General features: G+C 59.3%; 18 protein-coding genes. 7 read left to right on the top strand and 11 right to left on the bottom strand.

Translation table 11 applies throughout. The annotated features are described in order from the left end of the window. Positions 1-28 precede the first annotated feature (28 nt). Positions 29-217 (bottom strand): hypothetical protein, encoded by a 189-nt coding sequence (locus MSL71_RS09240; RefSeq protein WP_180139228.1) that lies wholly within the window; start codon positions 215-217, stop codon positions 29-31. Between the two features lie 425 nt (positions 218-642). Between MSL71_RS09240 and MSL71_RS09235 the strand changes: the two genes are divergently transcribed. The 4 genes from MSL71_RS09235 (at position 643) to MSL71_RS09220 (ending at position 3,662) form a co-directional block, all read left to right on the top strand. Beyond that, complete coding sequence (locus MSL71_RS09235; RefSeq protein ID WP_180139225.1) at positions 643-1,620, top strand: 4Fe-4S dicluster domain-containing protein; 978 nt, start codon at positions 643-645, stop codon at positions 1,618-1,620. Continuing rightward, the gene (locus tag MSL71_RS09230; protein WP_180139222.1) at positions 1,617-2,060 is read left to right on the top strand and encodes a hypothetical protein; all 444 of its coding nucleotides are present in this window, start codon (positions 1,617-1,619) and stop codon (positions 2,058-2,060) included. The genes MSL71_RS09235 and MSL71_RS09230 overlap by 4 nt, the downstream gene beginning before the upstream one ends. A gap of 728 nt (positions 2,061-2,788) precedes the next feature. Then, entirely contained in the window at positions 2,789-3,418 is a 630-nt protein-coding gene (locus MSL71_RS09225; RefSeq protein WP_180139219.1) for an RNA polymerase sigma factor, read from the top strand. Beyond that, positions 3,393-3,662: an anti-sigma factor family protein gene (locus MSL71_RS09220; protein ID WP_180139216.1), complete on the top strand. Its 270-nt coding sequence runs from the start codon at positions 3,393-3,395 to the stop codon at positions 3,660-3,662. Before MSL71_RS09225 ends, MSL71_RS09220 begins: the two co-directional genes overlap by 26 nt. A 172-nt stretch (positions 3,663-3,834) precedes the next feature. Here MSL71_RS09220 and MSL71_RS09215 read toward each other — a convergent pair whose 3' ends face one another. Beyond that, positions 3,835-4,404, bottom strand: coding sequence for a hypothetical protein (locus MSL71_RS09215; protein WP_180139213.1), 570 nt, complete (start codon positions 4,402-4,404; stop codon positions 3,835-3,837). A 417-nt stretch (positions 4,405-4,821) separates the two neighbouring features. On the opposite strand from MSL71_RS09215, the gene MSL71_RS09210 reads away from it, so the two are divergent. From MSL71_RS09210 to MSL71_RS09200, 3 genes are all read left to right on the top strand, one after another. Further along, the gene (locus MSL71_RS09210) at positions 4,822-5,787 is read left to right on the top strand and encodes an Hsp33 family molecular chaperone HslO (protein ID WP_246317760.1); all 966 of its coding nucleotides are present in this window, start codon (positions 4,822-4,824) and stop codon (positions 5,785-5,787) included. A 202-nt stretch (positions 5,788-5,989) separates the two neighbouring features. Continuing rightward, positions 5,990-7,168: an exo-beta-N-acetylmuramidase NamZ family protein gene (locus tag MSL71_RS09205; protein WP_180139210.1), complete on the top strand. Its 1,179-nt coding sequence runs from the start codon at positions 5,990-5,992 to the stop codon at positions 7,166-7,168. Between the two features lie 13 nt (positions 7,169-7,181). After that, the gene (locus MSL71_RS09200; protein ID WP_180139207.1) at positions 7,182-7,907 is read left to right on the top strand and encodes a ribonuclease HI; all 726 of its coding nucleotides are present in this window, start codon (positions 7,182-7,184) and stop codon (positions 7,905-7,907) included. A gap of 198 nt (positions 7,908-8,105) precedes the next feature. Here MSL71_RS09200 and MSL71_RS09195 read toward each other — a convergent pair whose 3' ends face one another. From MSL71_RS09195 to MSL71_RS09155, 9 genes are all read right to left on the bottom strand, one after another. After that, positions 8,106-8,684 carry a hypothetical protein gene (locus MSL71_RS09195; RefSeq protein ID WP_180139204.1) on the bottom strand — a complete coding sequence of 193 codons (579 nt, stop codon included), beginning with the start codon at positions 8,682-8,684 and terminating at the stop codon, positions 8,106-8,108. 242 nt (positions 8,685-8,926) lie between these two features. Continuing rightward, a complete protein-coding gene (locus MSL71_RS09190; protein WP_180139201.1) occupies positions 8,927-9,082 on the bottom strand; it encodes a hypothetical protein in 156 nt (51 codons plus the stop codon). Positions 9,083-9,142: 60 nt separating this feature from the next. After that, positions 9,143-10,390: a menaquinone reductase integral membrane subunit QrcD gene (gene qrcD, locus MSL71_RS09185; RefSeq protein ID WP_180139197.1), complete on the bottom strand. Its 1,248-nt coding sequence runs from the start codon at positions 10,388-10,390 to the stop codon at positions 9,143-9,145. 110 nt (positions 10,391-10,500) lie between these two features. Beyond that, positions 10,501-11,322 carry a menaquinone reductase iron-sulfur cluster-binding subunit QrcC gene (gene qrcC, locus MSL71_RS09180; protein ID WP_180139194.1) on the bottom strand — a complete coding sequence of 274 codons (822 nt, stop codon included), beginning with the start codon at positions 11,320-11,322 and terminating at the stop codon, positions 10,501-10,503. A gap of 60 nt (positions 11,323-11,382) precedes the next feature. Then, positions 11,383-13,485: a menaquinone reductase molybdopterin-binding-like subunit QrcB gene (qrcB, locus tag MSL71_RS09175; RefSeq protein ID WP_180139191.1), complete on the bottom strand. Its 2,103-nt coding sequence runs from the start codon at positions 13,483-13,485 to the stop codon at positions 11,383-11,385. Between the two features lie 55 nt (positions 13,486-13,540). Beyond that, positions 13,541-14,116 carry a menaquinone reductase multiheme cytochrome c subunit QrcA gene (qrcA, locus tag MSL71_RS09170; RefSeq protein ID WP_246317759.1) on the bottom strand — a complete coding sequence of 192 codons (576 nt, stop codon included), beginning with the start codon at positions 14,114-14,116 and terminating at the stop codon, positions 13,541-13,543. A gap of 861 nt (positions 14,117-14,977) precedes the next feature. Next, entirely contained in the window at positions 14,978-15,820 is an 843-nt protein-coding gene (ccsB, locus tag MSL71_RS09165; RefSeq protein WP_180139185.1) for a c-type cytochrome biogenesis protein CcsB, read from the bottom strand. Then, positions 15,817-17,211: a cytochrome c biogenesis protein ResB gene (gene resB, locus MSL71_RS09160; protein WP_180139182.1), complete on the bottom strand. Its 1,395-nt coding sequence runs from the start codon at positions 17,209-17,211 to the stop codon at positions 15,817-15,819. Before resB ends, ccsB begins: the two co-directional genes overlap by 4 nt. 262 nt (positions 17,212-17,473) lie before the next feature. Continuing rightward, positions 17,474-19,126: a Na/Pi cotransporter family protein gene (locus MSL71_RS09155; RefSeq protein ID WP_180139179.1), complete on the bottom strand. Its 1,653-nt coding sequence runs from the start codon at positions 19,124-19,126 to the stop codon at positions 17,474-17,476. Between the last annotated feature and the right edge of the window lie 57 nt (positions 19,127-19,183).

Raw genomic sequence — 19,183 nt, 5'->3', positions numbered from 1 at the left:
AAGGGCCCGGCCAGCCAGGCCCGAAGGATCACAGCAGGGCATTGTGGGAGAGGTCGATCGTGGTGACCGGCTTGTGCTTGCTGCGCCATTTACCGACGCGCTGCCACTGCTCCCGCTTCTCCTCTTGCGTCCTGCGCTCAACACCCTTCCACGTGCCGGATTCCATGCGACGCCTGTCCTGGGCGGAGCGATTGACCATCGTCTGTTTGTGTTTCATCCCATTCCCCCTTTCCCGTGCACGGAAGACCTAAATCACCATACAGCAGGGGTACCGGAGCGACAGTGCATTTGCCTCGGGCGGGCACCTGTGCACCGCTGCCGCCCCTCGTTGGTCGTGGGCCGGTGACGGACATGGAAGAGATCAAAAAAACATCGCGGCCGGAAATCAAACGGAAAAAGAGAGAGAAAGGGAAAAGGCACTCATGGAGAGCGAAAGCAAGGGGTGAGGCGGCGCATCCATGTCCGTGTCACCTGCTACTATACTACGACGATAGAAAAATCCTGTCAAAGGGATGCACATGTTGTAACCCTTTTCCTGAAAGCGTCTCTTAAAGGGCATGGACCATGGATGGCAACGTCTCCGGGAATTTGCCCGGAGGCTTGTGTGCCCAACCCGGTGAACCCCGTACATGAAGGACACCCATGAACCCGACTTTATCACGACGCGCGTTTCTCAAGGGGAGCGTTGCCAGCGCGGCCACGGCGGTAACGGCAGCAGCTTTGCCCGCACGGGCCGAGGCCGCAGACCCCGAGGGCTACCTCACCACCCTGCTGGACCTCTCCAGGTGCGTGGGGTGCGGTGAATGCGTCATGGCCTGCAAAGAGGCCCACGAAGAGGACTTTCCCCAGCCCCAAAAGCCCTTTCCCGCCATGCACCCCAGCCGGGTGCCGGTGGAGGACTTCAGCGATGAACAGGATGAGGAGGGGCGGCTCAGCCCGTACAACTGGCTCACCATCCAGGAGGCCGAGGTCACCGTGAACGGCGAAGAGCAGACCCTTTACATCCCCAGGCGCTGCATGCACTGCATCAACCCGCCCTGCGTGAAGCTCTGCCCCTGGGGCGCGGCGGTCCAGGAAAAAAACGGGCTCTCCCATATCAACGACGCCCTCTGCCTAGGGGGTGCAAAGTGCCGCAAAGCCTGCCCCTGGCACATCCCCCAGCGCCAGACCGGGGTGGGGCTCTACCTGGACCTATTGCCCTCCCTTGCCGGGAACGGGGTGATGTACAAGTGCGACCGCTGCCACACCCGGCTCAAAGACGGAGAACAGCCAGCCTGCATCGAGGCCTGCCCCGAAGGAGTACAGAGCATCGGTCCAAGGGACGAGATGATCGCAAAGGCCAGGGCCCTTGCAAAGGAGATGAACGGGTACATCTACGGCCTGGACGAAAACGGGGGGACCACCACCCTCTACGTCTCCCCCGTCCCCTTTGAAACCCTGAACAGCGCCGTGGACCAGGGCCCGGGCCTGCCCGACCTCGCCCCCCACGGCAACAGCATGGCCCTGGCAGAAAACGCGGGGGCGGCCATGCTCCTGGCGCCCCTGGCCGGGTTTGCAGCGGCCGCAGGGCGCGTCTTTCTGAAGCTCAAAAAAGCCGCAAAGGAGGAGAAAGCCCCATGAACCCATTGTTCCGCACCCTCTTTCGGGTCAACATGCTCTTTCTTGCCTTAAGCGGCGTGGGCCACATGCCCATCTTCAAGCGGTACTACATCGCCGATATCCCGGGCTTCGGCTGGCTGGCGGAGTTCCATATCACCCTGGCCGTCCACTACCTCACCGCCGCCCTCTTCCTGGCCATGGCCGCCTGGCTCGTCACCACGCGCCTCCTGGAAAAAGGCGGATCCCTCACCGCCGCCGCACGGGTGAAAACAGGCTTATATGCGGCCATCATCGCCTCGGGGGGACTTCTGGTGATCAAAAACCTCAAGGGGGTTTACATGCCGGCGGCTGCCATCACCACCCTGGACCTCATCCACCTTTTCGGGGTCTTTGCCTTGGGTGCTGCCGCCCTTGTGGCCGCCATCAAAGGCACGGGATGGATCAGGTCCGCCGAAGGATAACGGAGAAAATGCCTTCTATGGTTAAAACCGGTTTAAAAAGCAGGCCTCCGGCGGCAAGGTGGGGGCACCTTGAAACCCTATGGCGAATGCATGAAGGCAACCATTTCGCGACAGGTTTCGGGGCATTCGCGTGATGTGTGACATCTGGCAACCGTCTTTGCAGGAGAGGCCCATTTCATTCTTCTAAAAACACGATACAGAAGGTTTGATAAAAAGGTCGTAGAGGCACAACCCTTGGCCGCCGGCAGTGCGGTTAAATCCACAATGGACAAGTGGCAACAACGTATCCTGTTACGTCGAAGCTTGTGAGCCAACCCGCATAAACCATCGGCGTTTATGTCGGGCGAAGCCCGAGCCGAAGGCGCGTGCGCATTTTCCTGAGGAACGAAGGAAAATGCGCACGCGCAATCAGTTTTCGAGGTGACTCACCTCGCCGCCGGAGGCACGCTTTTTGCCGGTCACTTTAATCATAGAAGACAAACTGAATCGTTACGTTTATTCGCTGTCCAACATCCGGGCTTTGCGATAATCTGAACCATGAAACACCAGGGGCGCTATGCCCCTCAAAAGAAGGAGTATCATCATGAACGCACTGCTTGCCATGGGACTCATCGTCGTGATCTGGCTCGCCCTCCAGGTATGGATCCTGCCCAAAATGGGAATCAGCACCTGAATGAGCGACGCCTGCCAGGTGGCGGGAAAAAAGAAAAAAGGTCGGGGACAAGCCAATGGGAAGGGACGCAAACCGGGTGCCTGACATCACGGACCAGGATACGGAGCTCATCACGGCCATCCAGAACGGGGCCGCAGAGAGGTTTGAAGAGCTGGTGACGCGGTACGAAGGAAAGCTCTACAACTTCGGGCTCCGCATCTGCAAGGACGCCTCCGACGCCGAAGACCTTGCCCAGGAGACCTTCATCAACATCTTCAGGTACCTCAAGGATTTTCGGCAGGAGACAAAGTTCAAAAACTGGATGTACCGCATCGCCACCAGCGTCTGCCACCGCATGCGACGCCGGTCCAAATACGCGCCGGAGCGGGAACTCTCCCTGGATGAATTCCTGCCCGCTGACCATGCCGACATCGACACAGAGCTGCCGGAATGGGCAGCCATGCCCATCCGCCAGGTGCTGAACCGCGAGCTGGGGGAGTACCTCAAGGCTTCGGTGAAAGAGCTGCCCCCCCAGTACCGGCTGGTCCTTGTCTTACGGGACATGGAGGGCTTTTCAACGGACGAAACAGCCGAGATCCTGGGCATCACGCCCGCCAACGTCAAGGTGCGGCTCCACCGCGCCCGGCTTTTCCTGCGGGAAGAATTAAAGGGGTATTTCCATGACAGCCAACCACACACACCATGATCACGAAGCGTGCCTGGAGCTGTTTGCAAAGCTCTCGGAATACATTGACGGAGAGACAGATGAGGTGACCTGCGAGGCGATCCGTGCCCACATGGAGGCCTGCCCCTGCTGCACCACGTGCCTGGAGACCCTGAAACGGACCGTTGGATTCTGCGAAGAGGTGGGGGAGGAACCGGTCCCCCCCGGGTTTTCCCAAAGGCTGAGAAAGGCCTTGGACACCATGCCCCACGGCACCCTTCCGTGAGGCTTGACAAAAAAACGCCTCCGGCGGCGAGGTGAGCCACCTCGAAGGCGGGTTGCCACTGCGCTTTGCCCTTCGCTGCTCAGGCAAAGCGCAATGGAGCTTGAGTGTTTTCACAAACCCTCGTAATCCATGTGGGTGGCAGGTAAAAGCGGAACGGTAGACAGGTTCTCTTTTAGAACACAAACACAGCCACGGGAACCACAGCGGCTGCCGTGGCAACGGCGCCTGCGGTCTCGTGGTCTTCGTCGGCGGCTCCCAGGCCTGCGGCCAGCACCAGGGCTGCTGTGGCCAGGTACCCGGCCCCTGCATGGATGTTCTCACGTGTCCATCCATCCCTGAAATTGATCCCCCCGCCGTAGGCCATATGACCGGAGGTACCGGCAGCCACGCCGCAGAGGGCGGCACTGGCCCCGCTGATCTTGTGAAAGGTGGAGTCATCCCCCGAGGCCACGGCCAGAATGGTTAAGGCAACGGCTCCGTAGCCTGTGATGCGGTGGGTCTGATAGACATCGGGCATGTAAAAAAGAGGAGCGGCATACCGATCCTGATAGGTGTCCATCTCCGCGTCCTCGGGGTAAAGCTGGTCTTCCTGATAGGTGACGTCGTCGGACGGCTTCATGTAATCGGGGGTTTGATTCCAGCCCGCAAACACAGGGGCGGTCCCCCCAAGCACCATGCCAGCCATCACCATCCACACCAGGCACCTGCGCCCCATCAAAAGCATCCCTTTCTTCATCAGCATCCTTGCTCCTTTTCCCCCGGGAAGGGGGACATTTCCACGGCCTGGGCCGTGCTGTTCCATCCGTGAACGAAAACACTTTTTATCCTGAACGTACCGGCAGTTGAAGGCATGCCGGTGGTTCCGGGTCTTGCCTACTTTTTTCAATCTGTGCCACGGGAAATCTCGGAAACGATGTCATGAAATTTATCCCTGATAGGGATTCTATCGGACACCGCCCGGGGGAGGTTTAATCGATTTTCCGACCCGTGCCCCTCCTGCCCATCCGTCGCATTCTACCCTGCGGGAGGGAAGGCTGTGTCCCACCGGGGCCTTTTTTGTGGCATTCCCGTTTCACCTGTATTATATAACGGGCTGCAATTCGGATGGAAATTCACGAACACCGGAAAAACACGGCGTCGCCCTCCACCGAAAGGGGCGATGCGAAATACCATAGAAAAAGAGATGATCAAGAAAAAACCATACGGCGCCAACGCCAAAGAGCAGCTCAAGGCCAGCGCACGGGACAAAATGTACCGTTTTCTCCTGGCCGACGACACCGTCCGCGGTGTCTTTGTCCATGGAACCCGCATGATCAACGAAATGCGCGGCAACTTCGACCTGGGGATCCTGGAGACCTACATCCTCGGCCACGCCTACCTGGGGTGTACCCTCATGAGCGCCAACTTAAAGGGCGGAGACCGCATCGGCCTCTCCCTGGACGGCACCGGACCGGCCAAGGGCCTCTCCGTGGAAGCCAACGCCTACGGCGAGGTACGCGGATTCCTTAAAAAGAGCCCCATCCCGGTGAAGGCCCCCCTGGAGAGCCTCAACATGTCCCCCTTCCTCGGAGCGGGCATGCTCACCGTCACCAAGGTCATTGAGGGGATGAAACAGCCCTACACCGGCCAGGTGGCCCTGGAGTACGGCAACATCGCCGAAGACCTGGCCAACTACTGCTTCACTTCGGAGCAGACCCCCACGGTCTTCAACCTCAGCATCAACTTCGACCAGGACGGCGAGGTGGTGGGAGCAGGAGGCCTCTTCCTCCAGGTGATGCCCGGAGCCCCTGAGGAGACCGACAAGAAAATCGAAGAGCTCATGGCCTCTTTCCCCTCCCCCGGGGACATCGCCGAACGGGCCGAAAACCCCGAAGAGGTCATTGAAACGGTCTTTTCCGAACTCTCGCCCAAACTCCTTGGGAGCCACCGCGTGGAGTTCTTCTGCCGCTGCTCCGAAAAGGCCTTTGCAGGTCACCTTGCCATGCTCCCCAAAAAGGACCTGGCCGCCATCGCCAATGAGGGCCCCTTTCCCGTGGAGCTCCGCTGCCACAACTGCAACAGCGTCTACCACTTCTCCAAAGAGGAGATCACGGAGATACTGAATAAGAAAAAGGCTAAAGGCTAAAGGCTAAAGGCTAAAAAGCATGGAATGGCTGTGCTCCGGCACTCAATGAAAAAATGCCGGGCACAGGTCATCCCACCCAAGTGTCAACCGTCTCAACATGTGCATCTCCCCTTCGCCAACCTCGGCGCTATGACCGGTCAGCGTCTGTGATCAAACCCGGGGAACGAGGGGCTGAGAGCAACCGCGAACCCGGGAGTCTTTTTTGTTACGCGTCACCACCGGTCTTGAACACCTTCTGGAATCACCGCCTGCCTGGGCGCGGGAGGGCAAACTGGCCCTTCTGGCCAACCCTGCGTCGGTGGGCCCTTCGTACCGCCACGCCCGCGACCTCATGGCCGAGGCCCTGCCGGGGAGCCTGGGGGCTCTTTTCTCTCCCCAGCACGGTTTTTTTGCCGACAAGCAGGACAACATGATCGAATCGGGCCATGGGATTGACCCGGTCACCGGGGTGCCGGTCTTCAGCCTCTACGGCGAAACCCGCTGGCCCACGGACGAAATGCTTGAGGGCATCGACACGGTGGTGGTGGACATCCAGGATGTAGGCACCCGCGTCTACACCTTTATCTGGACCCTTACCTACATCATGGAGGCGGCGGCTGAAAAAGGCTTTCACGTGGCGGTGCTGGACCGGCCCAACCCCATCGGCGGGGTTAAGGTGGAGGGCAACCTCACCGAAGCGGCCTACACCTCCTTTGTGGGGCGCTACCCCATTCCCATGCGCCACGGCATGACCATGGGCGAGCTGGCCCTCTTCTTCAACGAGCGGTTCGGCATCGGCTGCGACCTCACCGTGGTGCCCATGAAAGGCTGGACCCGATCCATGCACTTCGGCGACACCGGTCTTCCCTGGGTGCTGCCCTCCCCCAACATGCCCTGCGAAGAGGCGGCCCTGGTCTACCCCGGCCAGGTGATTTTAGAAGGGTGCAACCTCTCGGAAGGGCGGGGCACCACCCGGCCCTTTGAGCTCTTCGGCGCCCCCTACCTCGACACCACCAAACTCATAAACACCCTGGCCCCTGAAAGCCTTGAGGGCTGCATCCTCCGGGAGACAGGCTTTGAGCCCACCTTCGGCAAATGGGCGGGCGAGCTCTGCAAGGGCTTTCAGATCCACGTCACCGACCGGGAGCGTTTTGCCCCGTACCGCCTCAGCCTGGATATCATCCGGGCGGCCATGGCCAACCACCCCGATGAGTTTGCCTGGAAGCAGCCCCCCTACGAGTACGAATACGAAAAACTCCCCATGGACATGATCCTGGGATCTCGTGCACTCAGGGAAAGCCTTGAAGCAGGAACGGCCATTGATAAACTGGAAGCACAGTGGCAGGATGGACTGGACGATTTCAGGAAGAGCCGGGAAGCCTTTTTGATCTACAACCCCTGACGCGGAGCAGACCATGGCCAAACAGGACGATGAGGGTGCCCTCTGGAAACGCATGAGTTTCAAGGGCAACAAGGTGTGGGCAGAGGTGGACGAAGCAGAAGAGCTTCGCCTTGACGGCGGCCGGGTGCGCATCAAGTACAACCTCAAGCAGACCCATGAATACAAAGTCTATCCCGACACCCTGAAGTCCGACGCCCCGGAAAACCTCATCCCCAAAGGCGCCAAAAAGAAAAAAAACGAAGAGGAAAAAGCGCCCCCTCAAAAAGGGGAGGTCAGCGTGCCTCCGCCCCAGCGCCCCGGCCTTGTGCGCGAGGTGCCCCTGGAAGGTCTTTCCACCACCGAACCCGGCGTCATCCACATCTTCACCGACGGAGCCAGCTCCGGCAACCCCGGCCCCTCGGGCATCGGGGTCTTTTTCCGCTACGGGCCCCACGAGCGGGAGATCTCCCGGAACATCGGCCAGGGTACCAACAACATCGCCGAACTCGAAGCCATCCGCACCGCTCTCTCCGAAGTGAAAAAGCCCGAGCTGCCCGTGCGCATCTACACCGACTCCAGCTACGCCCTGGGCCTCATCGCCAAAGGCTGGAAAGCCCAGGCCAACCGGGAGCTGGTGGAAGAGATCCGCGCCCTCACCCGAAAATTCGCAAACCTCGTCTTTGTCAAAGTCAAAGGCCACGCAGGCTTCCCTGAAAACGAAAAAGCCGACCAGCTGGCCACCTCCGCCATCAAAAACTAAAATACAGGGGCTACAGCCCCTGTACCCCAGGCTCGCGAATGCCCCAACCCTCGTCCCTCGGGTTGTCACATTCGCTGACGGGCTGCGCCCGTAATGGACGGGGTGTGTCTCAAAAACAAAAAAACGCAGGCGGTATTCACTCGAATACCGCCTGCGCCTGGCCTTCAGGGACCTGTTTGTGGGAATAAGGAGGGTTTCTTAGAAAATGTAGGAGAGGTTGATCCCGCCTGAGACGGCGAAGTCATGGTCGACAGTGGTAAAATCTTCGTAGTCGCTGGTGTCCCTGACGTTGACCACGTAATCCAGGGCCACCTTGTTCCAGGAGTATCCGATACCGAAGGAGGCCTGGGCACCGGAGAAGTCCTTATCGGCTTTGATGCTTACACCGCCGATGGTCCCGCCGTCGTACTCCCAGGTTTCAGTAAAAACCCCGATGCCGCCGAACACGTTGAACCCTTTGTAGAAGTTGGTACCCAGAAGAATCTGGAGGTCGCCGCCGCTTATGTCCCATCTGGAATCGTCATCATTTTCCGCTGCGTAGAACGCCCCTCGCAGGGCCACATGCTTGGTAAAACACGCGGTGCCGACAATGGCCCCCCCGTAGAATTCCTCGTCATGACTGTTTACGCTGGAACTGTCATCTGCAATGATCAGCCCGTAGGTTCCCACACCCAGCTTGAACTTGGTCCCGCCCTCTTCGGCCATGGCGCTACCTGCGGTCATCATCATACATACGGCCACTGCCAACCCTGCAACTGCTCGAACTGCTTTTTTCATCGTGATACTCCTAAAACATAATGGGTACTTCAAAGCCTCAAGGGAGGCGGTTTCATTCCTATCGACGGTTCGTAAGCTACCACAAGGCTGATACATCAGGTATGATCTGCTTCACACAGCAAAAAAAAGGTAAAAAATGCGCATAAAAATGAAGGTGGTCACATAACATCGCAATAAAAAAGGGCTGATTTCCCATAGGAAATCAGCCCTTTATCATATCATGCCTTTATTTCAAAAAAAGATCAGTGGCCGCCGCCCTTCCCTTCTTTTGTGTCCTTCAGGGCTTTAAAGATGCACCAGTTCAGCCCCACGGTGAGGATAATCAGTACGTACCACATCCCCCCGAAAAACAGGTAATGGCCCGCGTCCCAGACCCACTCCCAGACAAATGGAAACATGGCTCTCTCCTTTTCATGCCGGGGCCTGTGATAAAACCAAGGCCCCGGTCGGTTGGTCGTTTACGGTCTCTCGACAGGGTTGAGCTCTTTCTCCTGGGGAAACACCGGCAGGTACCGATAGGAAAGAGCAATGATCAGGATGGCCCCTGCCACGGGCAGGATGGTGGTGGCCCACTCCTGCCACGACGGAAAGTAGAGGACCCAGGAATCAAAGGTCATGACCGGCATGGCCATGGGCTGCATCACCATGACCCAGCGGTTCACGCACACCCCGATGACGGCCAGGGTCACGGCGACGATAAAGAGCCTGCTGTTCTGGCGCCACTCTTTTTTAAGGAGAATGGCCGCGGGCACGATGCCGCAGATCACCAGCTCAAGGATCAGGATCCAGATGCCGTGGTAGTTCTGGGAGTTGGTGTAGAACTCCATGAAGGTAAAGCCGGTCTTGGGCACGGTCACCACGGCCCACCAGATGGTGTCGGCGATCTTGGCCACCATGTAGGTACCCAGCATCCAGCCGGAGATCTTGGCCAACAGGTCGTAGACGTTGTCCTTGACCAGGCGCTTGCCCGTGATCTTCTCGGTGATCTTGCAGCAGAGCATGGTAAAGCAGGGGCCACAGGCCGCCGCAGACCAGGTGTAGAGAAAGAAGGTCCAGGGCCAGATAAAGATCCCGTCCCTCAGGCCGAAGGGGCGCCCGTAGAGCACGCCGGTGACGCCGCCTAGGGATCCCTGGTGGAAGCAGGAGAGAAAGGCGCCGGTGGCGGCAAAGACCGCCATCACCTCGTGCATGCGGTGGCCCAGGTTGTGAAAGAAGGGATTCTGGTCGATCTTTCGGTTCTCCAGCACCAGCGGCAGGTACTCAATGGCCAGCACCGACAGGTAGAGCGAAAGACAAAAAGCCACCTCCGTCAACATGGAGTGGACGTTGGCGTGCCAGAAAATAAACCACCCGCGCAAGGGCTGGCCGATGTCGATGGCCAGGATCAGCATGGCGGAGCAGTAGCAGCAGAAACCCACGATAACGGCAAAGTTGATGATGTTCTTCAGCTCGTCTTTTCCCACCACATAGCGGAGAAAGCCGGTGAAGAAGGCACCGCCTCCCACGGCGATAACCGCCAGGTCGGCCCAGATCCAGAGGGCAAACCCGTAGGAATCGTTCATGTTGGTCTGATTGAGGCCCTTGAACCAGCAGAGGTAGGCGGCGTAAAGCCCCCAGACCACCAGCGCCGCCGGAATGACCAGACCAAGGGTAAACCGCTTGAGAGAGCAACGCTCAACACCTTCGGGTATCAAAGCAGAGTCCATAAATCCTTACCCCTCGCCGCCTCCACCTGTGTGCAGGCGGCCATTTAGAGATTTTTTAAAACGCCCGTGGCTGCCGGGCGTCTGTCTTGTCCTGATAGAAGCGGGCCTGATCAGTGGCCGCCCTTGCCTTCAAGGTGATAGGCTCCGGGTTTTCCGGTGGGCTCTTCGCTGCTCACGTAGTTGTCACCTGCCCGTCTCACCCACTCACGGCTGGAGAGGTAGTAGACCTTCGGGTTGGTGTGCAGGCGTTCAAGCAACCGGAATGCGCGCTTGTCTTTTTTCAGGGTGTACACGGCGTGGTCGGGGTTGTTCAGGTCCCCGAAGGTGATGGCGCCGGAAGGACACGCCTGGGTGCACGCAGTCTGGTACTCCATCTCCTCCACATCCCGCTCTTCCAGATAGGCCTTCTCCTTGGCCAGCTGGTAGCGGTGGAAGCAGAAGCTGCACTTCTCCACCACCCCGCGCATACGCGGAGAGACGTCCGGGGAGAGGGACTCTTCCACCTTGGCGGGCCAGACCGGGTCCCACCAGTTGAAGTAACGGGCGTGATACGGGCAGGCCGCCATGCAGTACCGGCAGCCGAAGCAGCGGGTGTAGATCTGGCTGACAATGCCGGTGGAGTGGTCGTAGTCCGTGGCCGTGGCCGGGCAGACCGACACGCAAGGGGAATGGCCGTCGTCGTGCTTGCCGCCGCAATGCTGGCAGGGGCGGGGAATATAGCAGATCTCGGTGTCGGGGAAATCCTTGCCGTTGGTGATGCGGTAGACCCGGATCCAGGTCGTGCTCAAAAGCTTGTCGCTTTCGTCTTTCCTGACGGGGACGTTGTTCTCGGCCGAGCAAGCCACCATGCAGGATCCGCAACCGGTGCACTTGTCGAGGTCGATGACCATGCCGAATTTCTTCGCCCTCGTATCGTTTGATTCCGTATTCATGAAAAACCTCGTATGAGATGGGTTTTCGTCAGTTGTTCACGAGCCGTTGCCGCCCTCAGGCTACCCCTTGGCCAGGGATGCCTTGGCGCCCCAGGTGCAGTTGAGCCCTGTGGCAGGGTCGGCCATGCTGCCGGAAAGGGCTGTGTAGCTCGCCCCCTTGCCCCCGATGTAGTCGTCAAAGGCGGTATGCCCCAGGCCTGCGGCCAGGGCCACCACACCGGGCATCACCCCTTCGAAGAGGGTGACCACCACCTTGGCGCTGCCAAAGGGTGTGGACAGGGTGGCGGTGTCGCCGTCTTTGAGACCCGCCTGCCTGGCGGTCTTGGGGTGAAGCTCCACATGGGAGACCCCTTTGGTCAGCATCCGGTCCGAGATGGTCTTCATGGTAAACGGAGCGTCGGCCACGGGGCCGCTGGCAATGCGCAGGGACCACCTCGGCACCAGGGTGAAGGGAAGGCCGGAAGCCGCCCCTTCGGCAGCCAGGGCCACGGGACCTTCGGGGATGACAAAGGTAAAGCGCTGGGACGTGCCCAGAATGCGCTCAAGGCCTTTCTTCCAGGCGATGTCACCCTGCCAGGTGCCTTCGTCGTAGAGGGTCTCCCACATCTCCCCGCAGCTCTCTTCGAGGTAGGTTTCGTAGTCGTCCCAGCCAAAGGAATCGCTGCCGCCTTCCAGTTGAGCGCCCACGCTGATAAGCACGTCCCCGGTGTGCTTGGTGTCCATCACCGGGTCGATGGCCGGCTGGGCCAGGTTGACGGTGGGCCGCTCCAGGCCCGCACGAACCGGCACATCCTGAAGCTTTTCCAGGTGGGTGTGGTCGGGCAGGATCAGGTCCGCCATGGCCGCGGTCTCGTCCATGTAAGGAGAAAAACTGACGATGGTGCCGATGGCAGCCAGGGACTCTTTTGCCTTGTCCGAGGTGGCCAGGGTGTAGAAGGGGTTGGTACCCCAATCCATGAGGAGCTCGGTCTTGCCGGGCTCGGTAAGCTCTGCAAGCTTGGCCCCCAGGTCGGCGGTTTCGGCGGTGGCCACGGCGTAGGGCAGGGCCCCCACCTTCACCAGGCCGCCGTCACGCTGGACGGACCCTTTCAGGGCGTTCAGGGCAAAGACAGCCAGGGCCTCGGCAAGGCTCACGGGGGTCTCCCCTTTTCCGCGACCGCAGATGGCCACAGGGCGGCGCGCCCCGGCAAAGGCCACGGCCACCTTTTTGACCATGGCAGGAGCGACTCCCGTCACGGCTTCGGCCTTGTCAGGCGCGTAGTTCTCAAGGAGCCAGGCGCTGAAGGCGTCGAAACCTTCGGTGGCCGTTGAGACAAAGATATGGTCGTAGAGTTTTTCCTGGACCATGGCAGCGGCCACGGACAGGGCAAATACCCCTTCGGAGCCGGGCTTGGCGGGCACCCACATGTCGGCCATGGAGGCGGTGGTGGAGAGGTAGGGTTCCACCTGGATCATCTTTTTGGAACCGGCGGCTTTCACCATGCGCACCGGAGCGCCCCACCCTTCGGCCACGGCGCTTCCGAGGCTCAGGATCAGGTCGGTGTTTTCCGTGTCAAACCCCACGCCTTCCCCGGGCTTGCGGCCCATGGTCATGGCCATGGCCTGCTCCAGGGTGTCGTGAACAGACGGCAGGGTCAAAAAGCGGTCGGAACCCAGGGTGTCCAGCAGGCGCTGGAACAGGGCAGGAACGCTGCCGCTGCGGGAAGCCGACAGGGCGGCCACGCCCTTGCCGTCGGAGAGGCTGCCCAGCTTTTCCGCCAGCTGCGCTTCGGCCTCTTCCCAGGAAATGCGGTTCCATTTGCCCTCACCGCGCTTGCCGGCCCGCACCATGGGGCCCTCGATGCGCGAGGGGCCGTAGAGGAGCTGGGTGGCCGAGATGCCAATACCGCAGAGGTCACCGCTGTTCACGGCGCTCTCGGGGCTCCCTTCGATTTTCACCACACGTTCGCCCACCTTGCGTACCGCAAGGCTGCAGCCGCCGGGGCAGAGGGTGCACGCCCCACCGACGTAATAGTACTCTCCGGTCTCGGGAACCGGCGTCCAGGACCAATTCTGGGTCCAGATGGACACATCGTCCGTCAACTTCCAGGGAAGGGGAGAGAGCAGGGTACCGGCCGTGGCTCCCATTCCCAAAGCGAGAAAATGTCTCCTGTTGATCTTCATATGTGAATCACCCCTTGAAAGGATTGATCGTTCGCGTTGAGGCTAAAAACAGCGTCTACTTGTGGCACTGGAAACAGGCACCTTTGCTGCCCATGGTCTCCTGGTGACAGGCACCGCAGTCGTCCATCTTCATGCGATCCCAGCTGTTTTTCTTGATGCCGGCGATGTTCTTGCCCCAGATGTCCCGGCTGTACCCGGTGATCCGGTTCTCCTCGTAAGGCTTCAGGCTCTCGGACTCGCCGATGTCCCCGTGGCACTCCGCACACTCCATCCCCGCCCCTTGCACATGGGCGGCGTGGGAGAAAAAGACACAGTCAGGCTGCTTGGAATAGATCTTCCAGGGCACCTCTTTGCCTTCGGCCACATACTCGTTGACGAAGGTCTCTTCGGCTTCGCTCTCGCCCTGTACCTCTTCGTGGCACTCCGCGCACTGCTCCAGGGTGGGAACCCCTGCAAAGGTTCCGTCTTCACGGAAGTAATGGCAGCTGTCGCAGTCCCCCACCGCATCGGCGTGGGTGACATGGCTGAAATCAAAGGGCTGCTCACTCTTGGAATAGAGAAGTTTGGGGAAAACGATCCACCCTATGGCAAGGCTTGAGGCCAGGCCCACGATAAAAAAGAGGGCTACCAATCCCGATTCCCCCTTTTTCTCCGGACCTCCGGGTGACCCCGTTTGCTCACGACCAGTCTGTTTTTCACCAGTTAGGCTCATGAAAACTCCACGTGTTAATTGTTTTAAGCACCAGATACCCGACCACCGGGTGGTTCAGGCATGCGCCGCGTCCTCGGATACGTCAAAAAAAGGGGCGCGGACATACAAAAAGCCCCTGGCCCCCTGTGATCTTACCGGGTGCTAACGGCTTTTTCCGAACCTGTGAACGGCAAGGCCGAAACGGAGAGCCGGGGCACGCATTGCACCGGCCTTGTCAAGCAGCCTTACCAGGTATAGCAAACCGGCATTCCCCCTTCGCCGGTCTTCACGCATTTGATTGCGTTTCTTATACGTGCTCATGCGTCCTTTTTCAAGCCATGGCAACCACGCCCGATGTCTCACGGACCTGTCCGGGGCCCCACGGCGAGGCAACTAAGTACCTGCGGAAGAAACAGATTCAAGCAACACGGCAGGCAAAAAGAAAACGGGTTTCAAAACGGGTCAGAGACGGTCTGATGCAGCCATCGCGTCATGACGGTTCCCACTTGGGGACAACGGTTCGCTTCCCGGCCGCCGTCCCGCACCACCCCGGGCAGCAGCCCAAGGGGCGTCCCGGATTTTACTGCCATTTCACATGCATGAGGCTTTGAAACGCTGAAAATTGCTAGCCTCTTTTCTATAGTAACGACGCCGCACGTGTCAATAAAAAGATCCTTATCGTTTCACAAAGCAAGAAAATGAAATTCCAACGGCTCCGGTGGGTTGTTCCCACCCAAAAAAAAGAGCCGCCCCTCCCCTGACGGGAAAGGCGGCTCCGCTTCAATCCTTGATTGATCTCCCTTACATGCTGCCGTAGCTGTGCAGGCCGGGAAGAAAATTGACCCCGAAATAGGTAAACATCACCGCCATGAACCCGATGATGGAGATAACGGCGATCTTTGCGCCGCCCCAGCCCCGCATGTAGCGCAGGTGAAGCATGATGGCGTAAACGAACCAGGTGATCAGGGACCAGGTCTCTTTGGGGTCCCAGCTCCAGTAGGAGCCCCAGGCCGAGTTGGCCCACACCGCGCCGGTGATGATGCCCACCGTCAGGAACAGGAACCCGAACATCACGGTCTTCTGGATCAGCTCATCCAGGACATACCCCTCCGGAAGCCGGGAAATAAGGCCCCCCTCCCGGACGGTGGTGCACTCCCTCACCAGGTACATCACCCCGATGCCGAAGGCCGTGGCAAACCCGGCATAGCCGAGAAAGCAGGTCACCACATGGGTGGTGAGCCAGTTGCTCTTCAGGGCCGGAATGAGCGGCTGGATCTTGTCGTTCACCGTGGGGGACAAAGAGGCGTAGGCCAGGGCCAAAAAGGCCAGGGGCATGGCAAAGGTGCTGATCATGTAATTTCGGTACCGCACCTCGATGACCAGGGAGATCAGGGCGATGGTCAGGGCAAAAAAGACCAGGGACTCATAGAGGTTGGACAAGGGGATGTGCCCGTACCCGTGCCCGTAGGACTCCACCCACCGAAGCAGAAACCCGGCCAGGTTACCCAGTGCCCCCACCACGGCAATATACCGCGCGCTTCGTGCCGGTGCCTCTTTGCCGAAGATCCACCCGGAGATATACAAAACGGCGGAAAATCCGTAGACAAAGGTCACAATGGACAAAATCAGGGAACTGTTGTTCATCTCTCCACCTGCCTTTCAGGACTAATGGCCTCACGGTCGAGTTTTTCGGTCAAGCGGCGAAGCACCATCTCCATGCCCAGCCTGTTTTTGTTTGTGTTTCCATAGAGGGTCACGGCCGACCCGGTGAGAGTCGGTTCCACAGCCACCATAAAGCCTTTGTGGCTCATGAAAAAGGTGATGTAGCACCCGGCGATGAGAAAGAGAAACCCGGCATACACCAGCCACACCCCGGGATCCTTGGTCACCTGGAGTCCCGTGTAGTACCGCTGCGGAAAGTCCGCCACGGCAATCACCACGTCTCCCTGCCGCATGCGGTCAAAACCGGGGGATTTCACCGGTAGGGCCAGGCGGGTGGCCTCTCCCTCCGCACTCTCCAGAACGCCGAGCACAGCGCCCCCCATGGACCTGCCGTGGAACCTGTAGTTGTTCATGAAATGCATGGGCGTAAAGGTCCCCAGACCTTCGGGGATGGCGATGGGCTGCCCGAAATCACCGTCAAGAGGGTAACTCATGCCGCTGGCCTTGCTCGTAAAGGAGAAGGTGGCGGACTTCGGGGGCACCGTGCCGTAGCTGGCCTGGTAAAAGCTGACCCCCCTGTAGCGCAGGGGATCGTTCACCACGATCTGCTTTGAAAGGACTTCGGCCCCGCCCTCGGTCACCACGAGGTCGGACCGGTACTCCTTGGGCGCACCCGTGTCGTAAAAGGAGACGGAGAAAGCATCACATCGGAGTTCAAAGGGAAGGGGCATGGCCGCGTTGGAGCCGTTGAGCCTGACCACCTGGCTGCTCTCCCCTTCGGCCAGGTTCAGGGTCCCTTCGTACCCGAACAGGGATCCCAGGAGCCCCCCCAGCAGGAGCAACAGGACGGCGCCATGGACCACATAAACCCCGAGGCGGGTCCAGCGGCCTTTTTCTGCAAAAAGATAGCGCGTCTCCCCTTCGTCCACGGGGGTAAAGGCGCCCATGGGTGCCTTGAGCTTTCCGGAGAGCACCCCGGCTACCTCGGAAGGGGACCCGGCCACGGACAGGGTCTCCCCTTTGATGGCCTTGCGGTAGGCCTCCGGGTTGAGGCGCTGTGTCTTGCCGATAATCTTGAGCACGGCGGGCAGGCGATCCATGGAGCAGATCACCAGGTTGATCCCCAGCAGAAGCAGCAACAGCTGAAACCACCAGGAGTGGTACATATCGAAGATATCGAGGAACGACATCACGCGGTACGCGGCCTCACCGAACCGATCCACGTAAACGGCGGGAGACGCGTTCTGGGGAATCACCGTTCCGATGATGGAGGTGACGGCCAGAAGCGTCAGCACGATGACGGAAAGCCGAACCGATGCAAAGACACCCCAGAGGATATCGACCAGCCCTTTTTCCACTTGTTGTTTGTTCATAGATCCCTTTCGGCGCACCATCTACGTGGTGCGTTTGTCAAAAGTCACAGCCGAAGGCTTTGAGCGGCAATGAAGCGCCCTTGCCCCCTGCGGCCCCAACGGGCAGCGCATGATACCACACCGAAAGGCGCGGGAACAACGTCAATCGTATCAGAACCCTATACACATGTGTGTCGCATAGCTGACTCACAATATGGCCCACGCAAAAAGGCCGGGCAGTCTGTCTGCCCGGCCTTTCATCTGTTCAGCAATCCGCTGCCCCTTACATATCGCCCTGAACCACCTGGGCAATGTTGAAGGCCTGGTCCCCTGTCTTCTCCAGGTTGTTGAGGATATCCACAAAGAGAATCCCTGTCTCAACGGAGCAGGAGCCCTTCTGGAGGCGCTTGAGGTGATGCTTCTTGAACTGCTTGCGCATCTTGTCGATGGTGTTCTCGTCTTCGGTGTCGATGGCCCTGGGAAGGCCCCCGGCGTTGTAGGCCTTGATCACATTGTCCGTAAAACGAATGGCCACGTCGTAGATCTCTTCCATCTCCTGCATGGCCTCGTCGGAAAAGCGGATGTCGCTTTCAATGAGCTTTTCCGTGTAGTTGACAATGTTCTCGGCGTAATCCCCGATCTTCTCCAGGTCGTGGAGCACATGCAGGATGTTGTTGAGCTCCCGGGAGGTCTCGGCACTGATCTGCTCCTGGTTCAGGCGGACCAGGAAGGTGGAGATATCCTTTTCCAGGAGATCCACGGTGTTCTCCAGTTCATAGACCTTGTTGATGGTCTTTGTGTCCCGGGTGAAAAAGGCGTCCCGGCTCAGTTTCAGCATCTCCAGGGCCAGGCCCGACATGCGGCTCACCTCTTTTCTGGCCTGGGAGACCGCAAAATCAGGGGTCTCGATGAGGCAGTCGTCCAGAAAGACCAGGCCGTCGTCCCGGCCGTTGCCCTTGCCCGGAATCATCCGCTCGCACAGGCGCGCCAGGATATGAAGCACGGGAACGAAAATGATGAGGTTGACGATGTTAAAGCCGGTGTGGACGTTGGCGATGTGGCGGGCGATGTAAGGAAGGTTACCGGAAGCGTTGACAAAGTTGGGGTCCCCCGGCGTCAACACATCCACGGCCTGCATGAAGAACTTCAGGAAGAAGAGCATGTAGCAGACCCCCAGGGCGTTGATGAGGAAGTGGCCGAAGGCGGCCCGCCTCGCCGTGGGGTTGGTACCGATGGCCGCTAAGTTGGCGGTGATGGTGGTCCCGATGTTCTCCCCGAGGACCAGGGCGCACGCGGCGTAGTAATCGATGAGCCCCGTGGATGCCATGGCCACGGTAATCCCGATGGTGGCCGAGGAACTCTGGACGACCATGGTCAGGACGGCGCCTGCGGCAACGGCCAGCACGGGGTGATGGGAAAAGGTGATGAAGGCCTGCTGGAAGAACTCGCTGTGCCGCAAGGGAACAAAACCGTCCTTCATGATCTTGAGGCCCAGGAAGAGAAGGCCGAAGCCGATGATGACCTCTCCCCAGTAATGGTACTTCTTGTTGCTGGTAAACATGCGCATAAACACGCCGATACCGATGGCGGGCAGGGCAAGCTTACCAATTTTAAACGCGATGAGCTGCGCCGTGACGGTGGTACCGACGTTGGCACCCAATACCACGCTCAGGGCCTGGACCAGGTTCATGAGCCCTGCATTCACAAACCCCACCACCATGACTGTCGTGGCGGAACTGCTCTGGATCACTGCGGTCACCACCAGACCTACAAAGGTCCCGATGACCCGGTTGGTGGTGAGCTTTTCAAGGATGTTTCGCAGGCTGCTGCCCGCTGATTTCTGAAGGCCTTCCGACATCATCTTCATGCCGTAGAGAAAAAGCCCCAGCCCACCGACCAAACCGTAGACAAGCGCCAACCAGTTAACTGATTCCACCTAAATCTCCTGTAGTAACAGTACATTACACAGACGCGCCGTCTCAGTCTCCATGCA

The organism is Desulfoluna butyratoxydans (assembly GCF_900699765.1).
Taxonomy (GTDB): Bacteria; Desulfobacterota; Desulfobacteria; order Desulfobacterales; family Desulfolunaceae; genus Desulfoluna; species Desulfoluna butyratoxydans.
The sequence above is the reverse complement of the archived record's forward strand: the minus strand, read 5'-3'. Positions and strand labels throughout refer to the sequence as shown.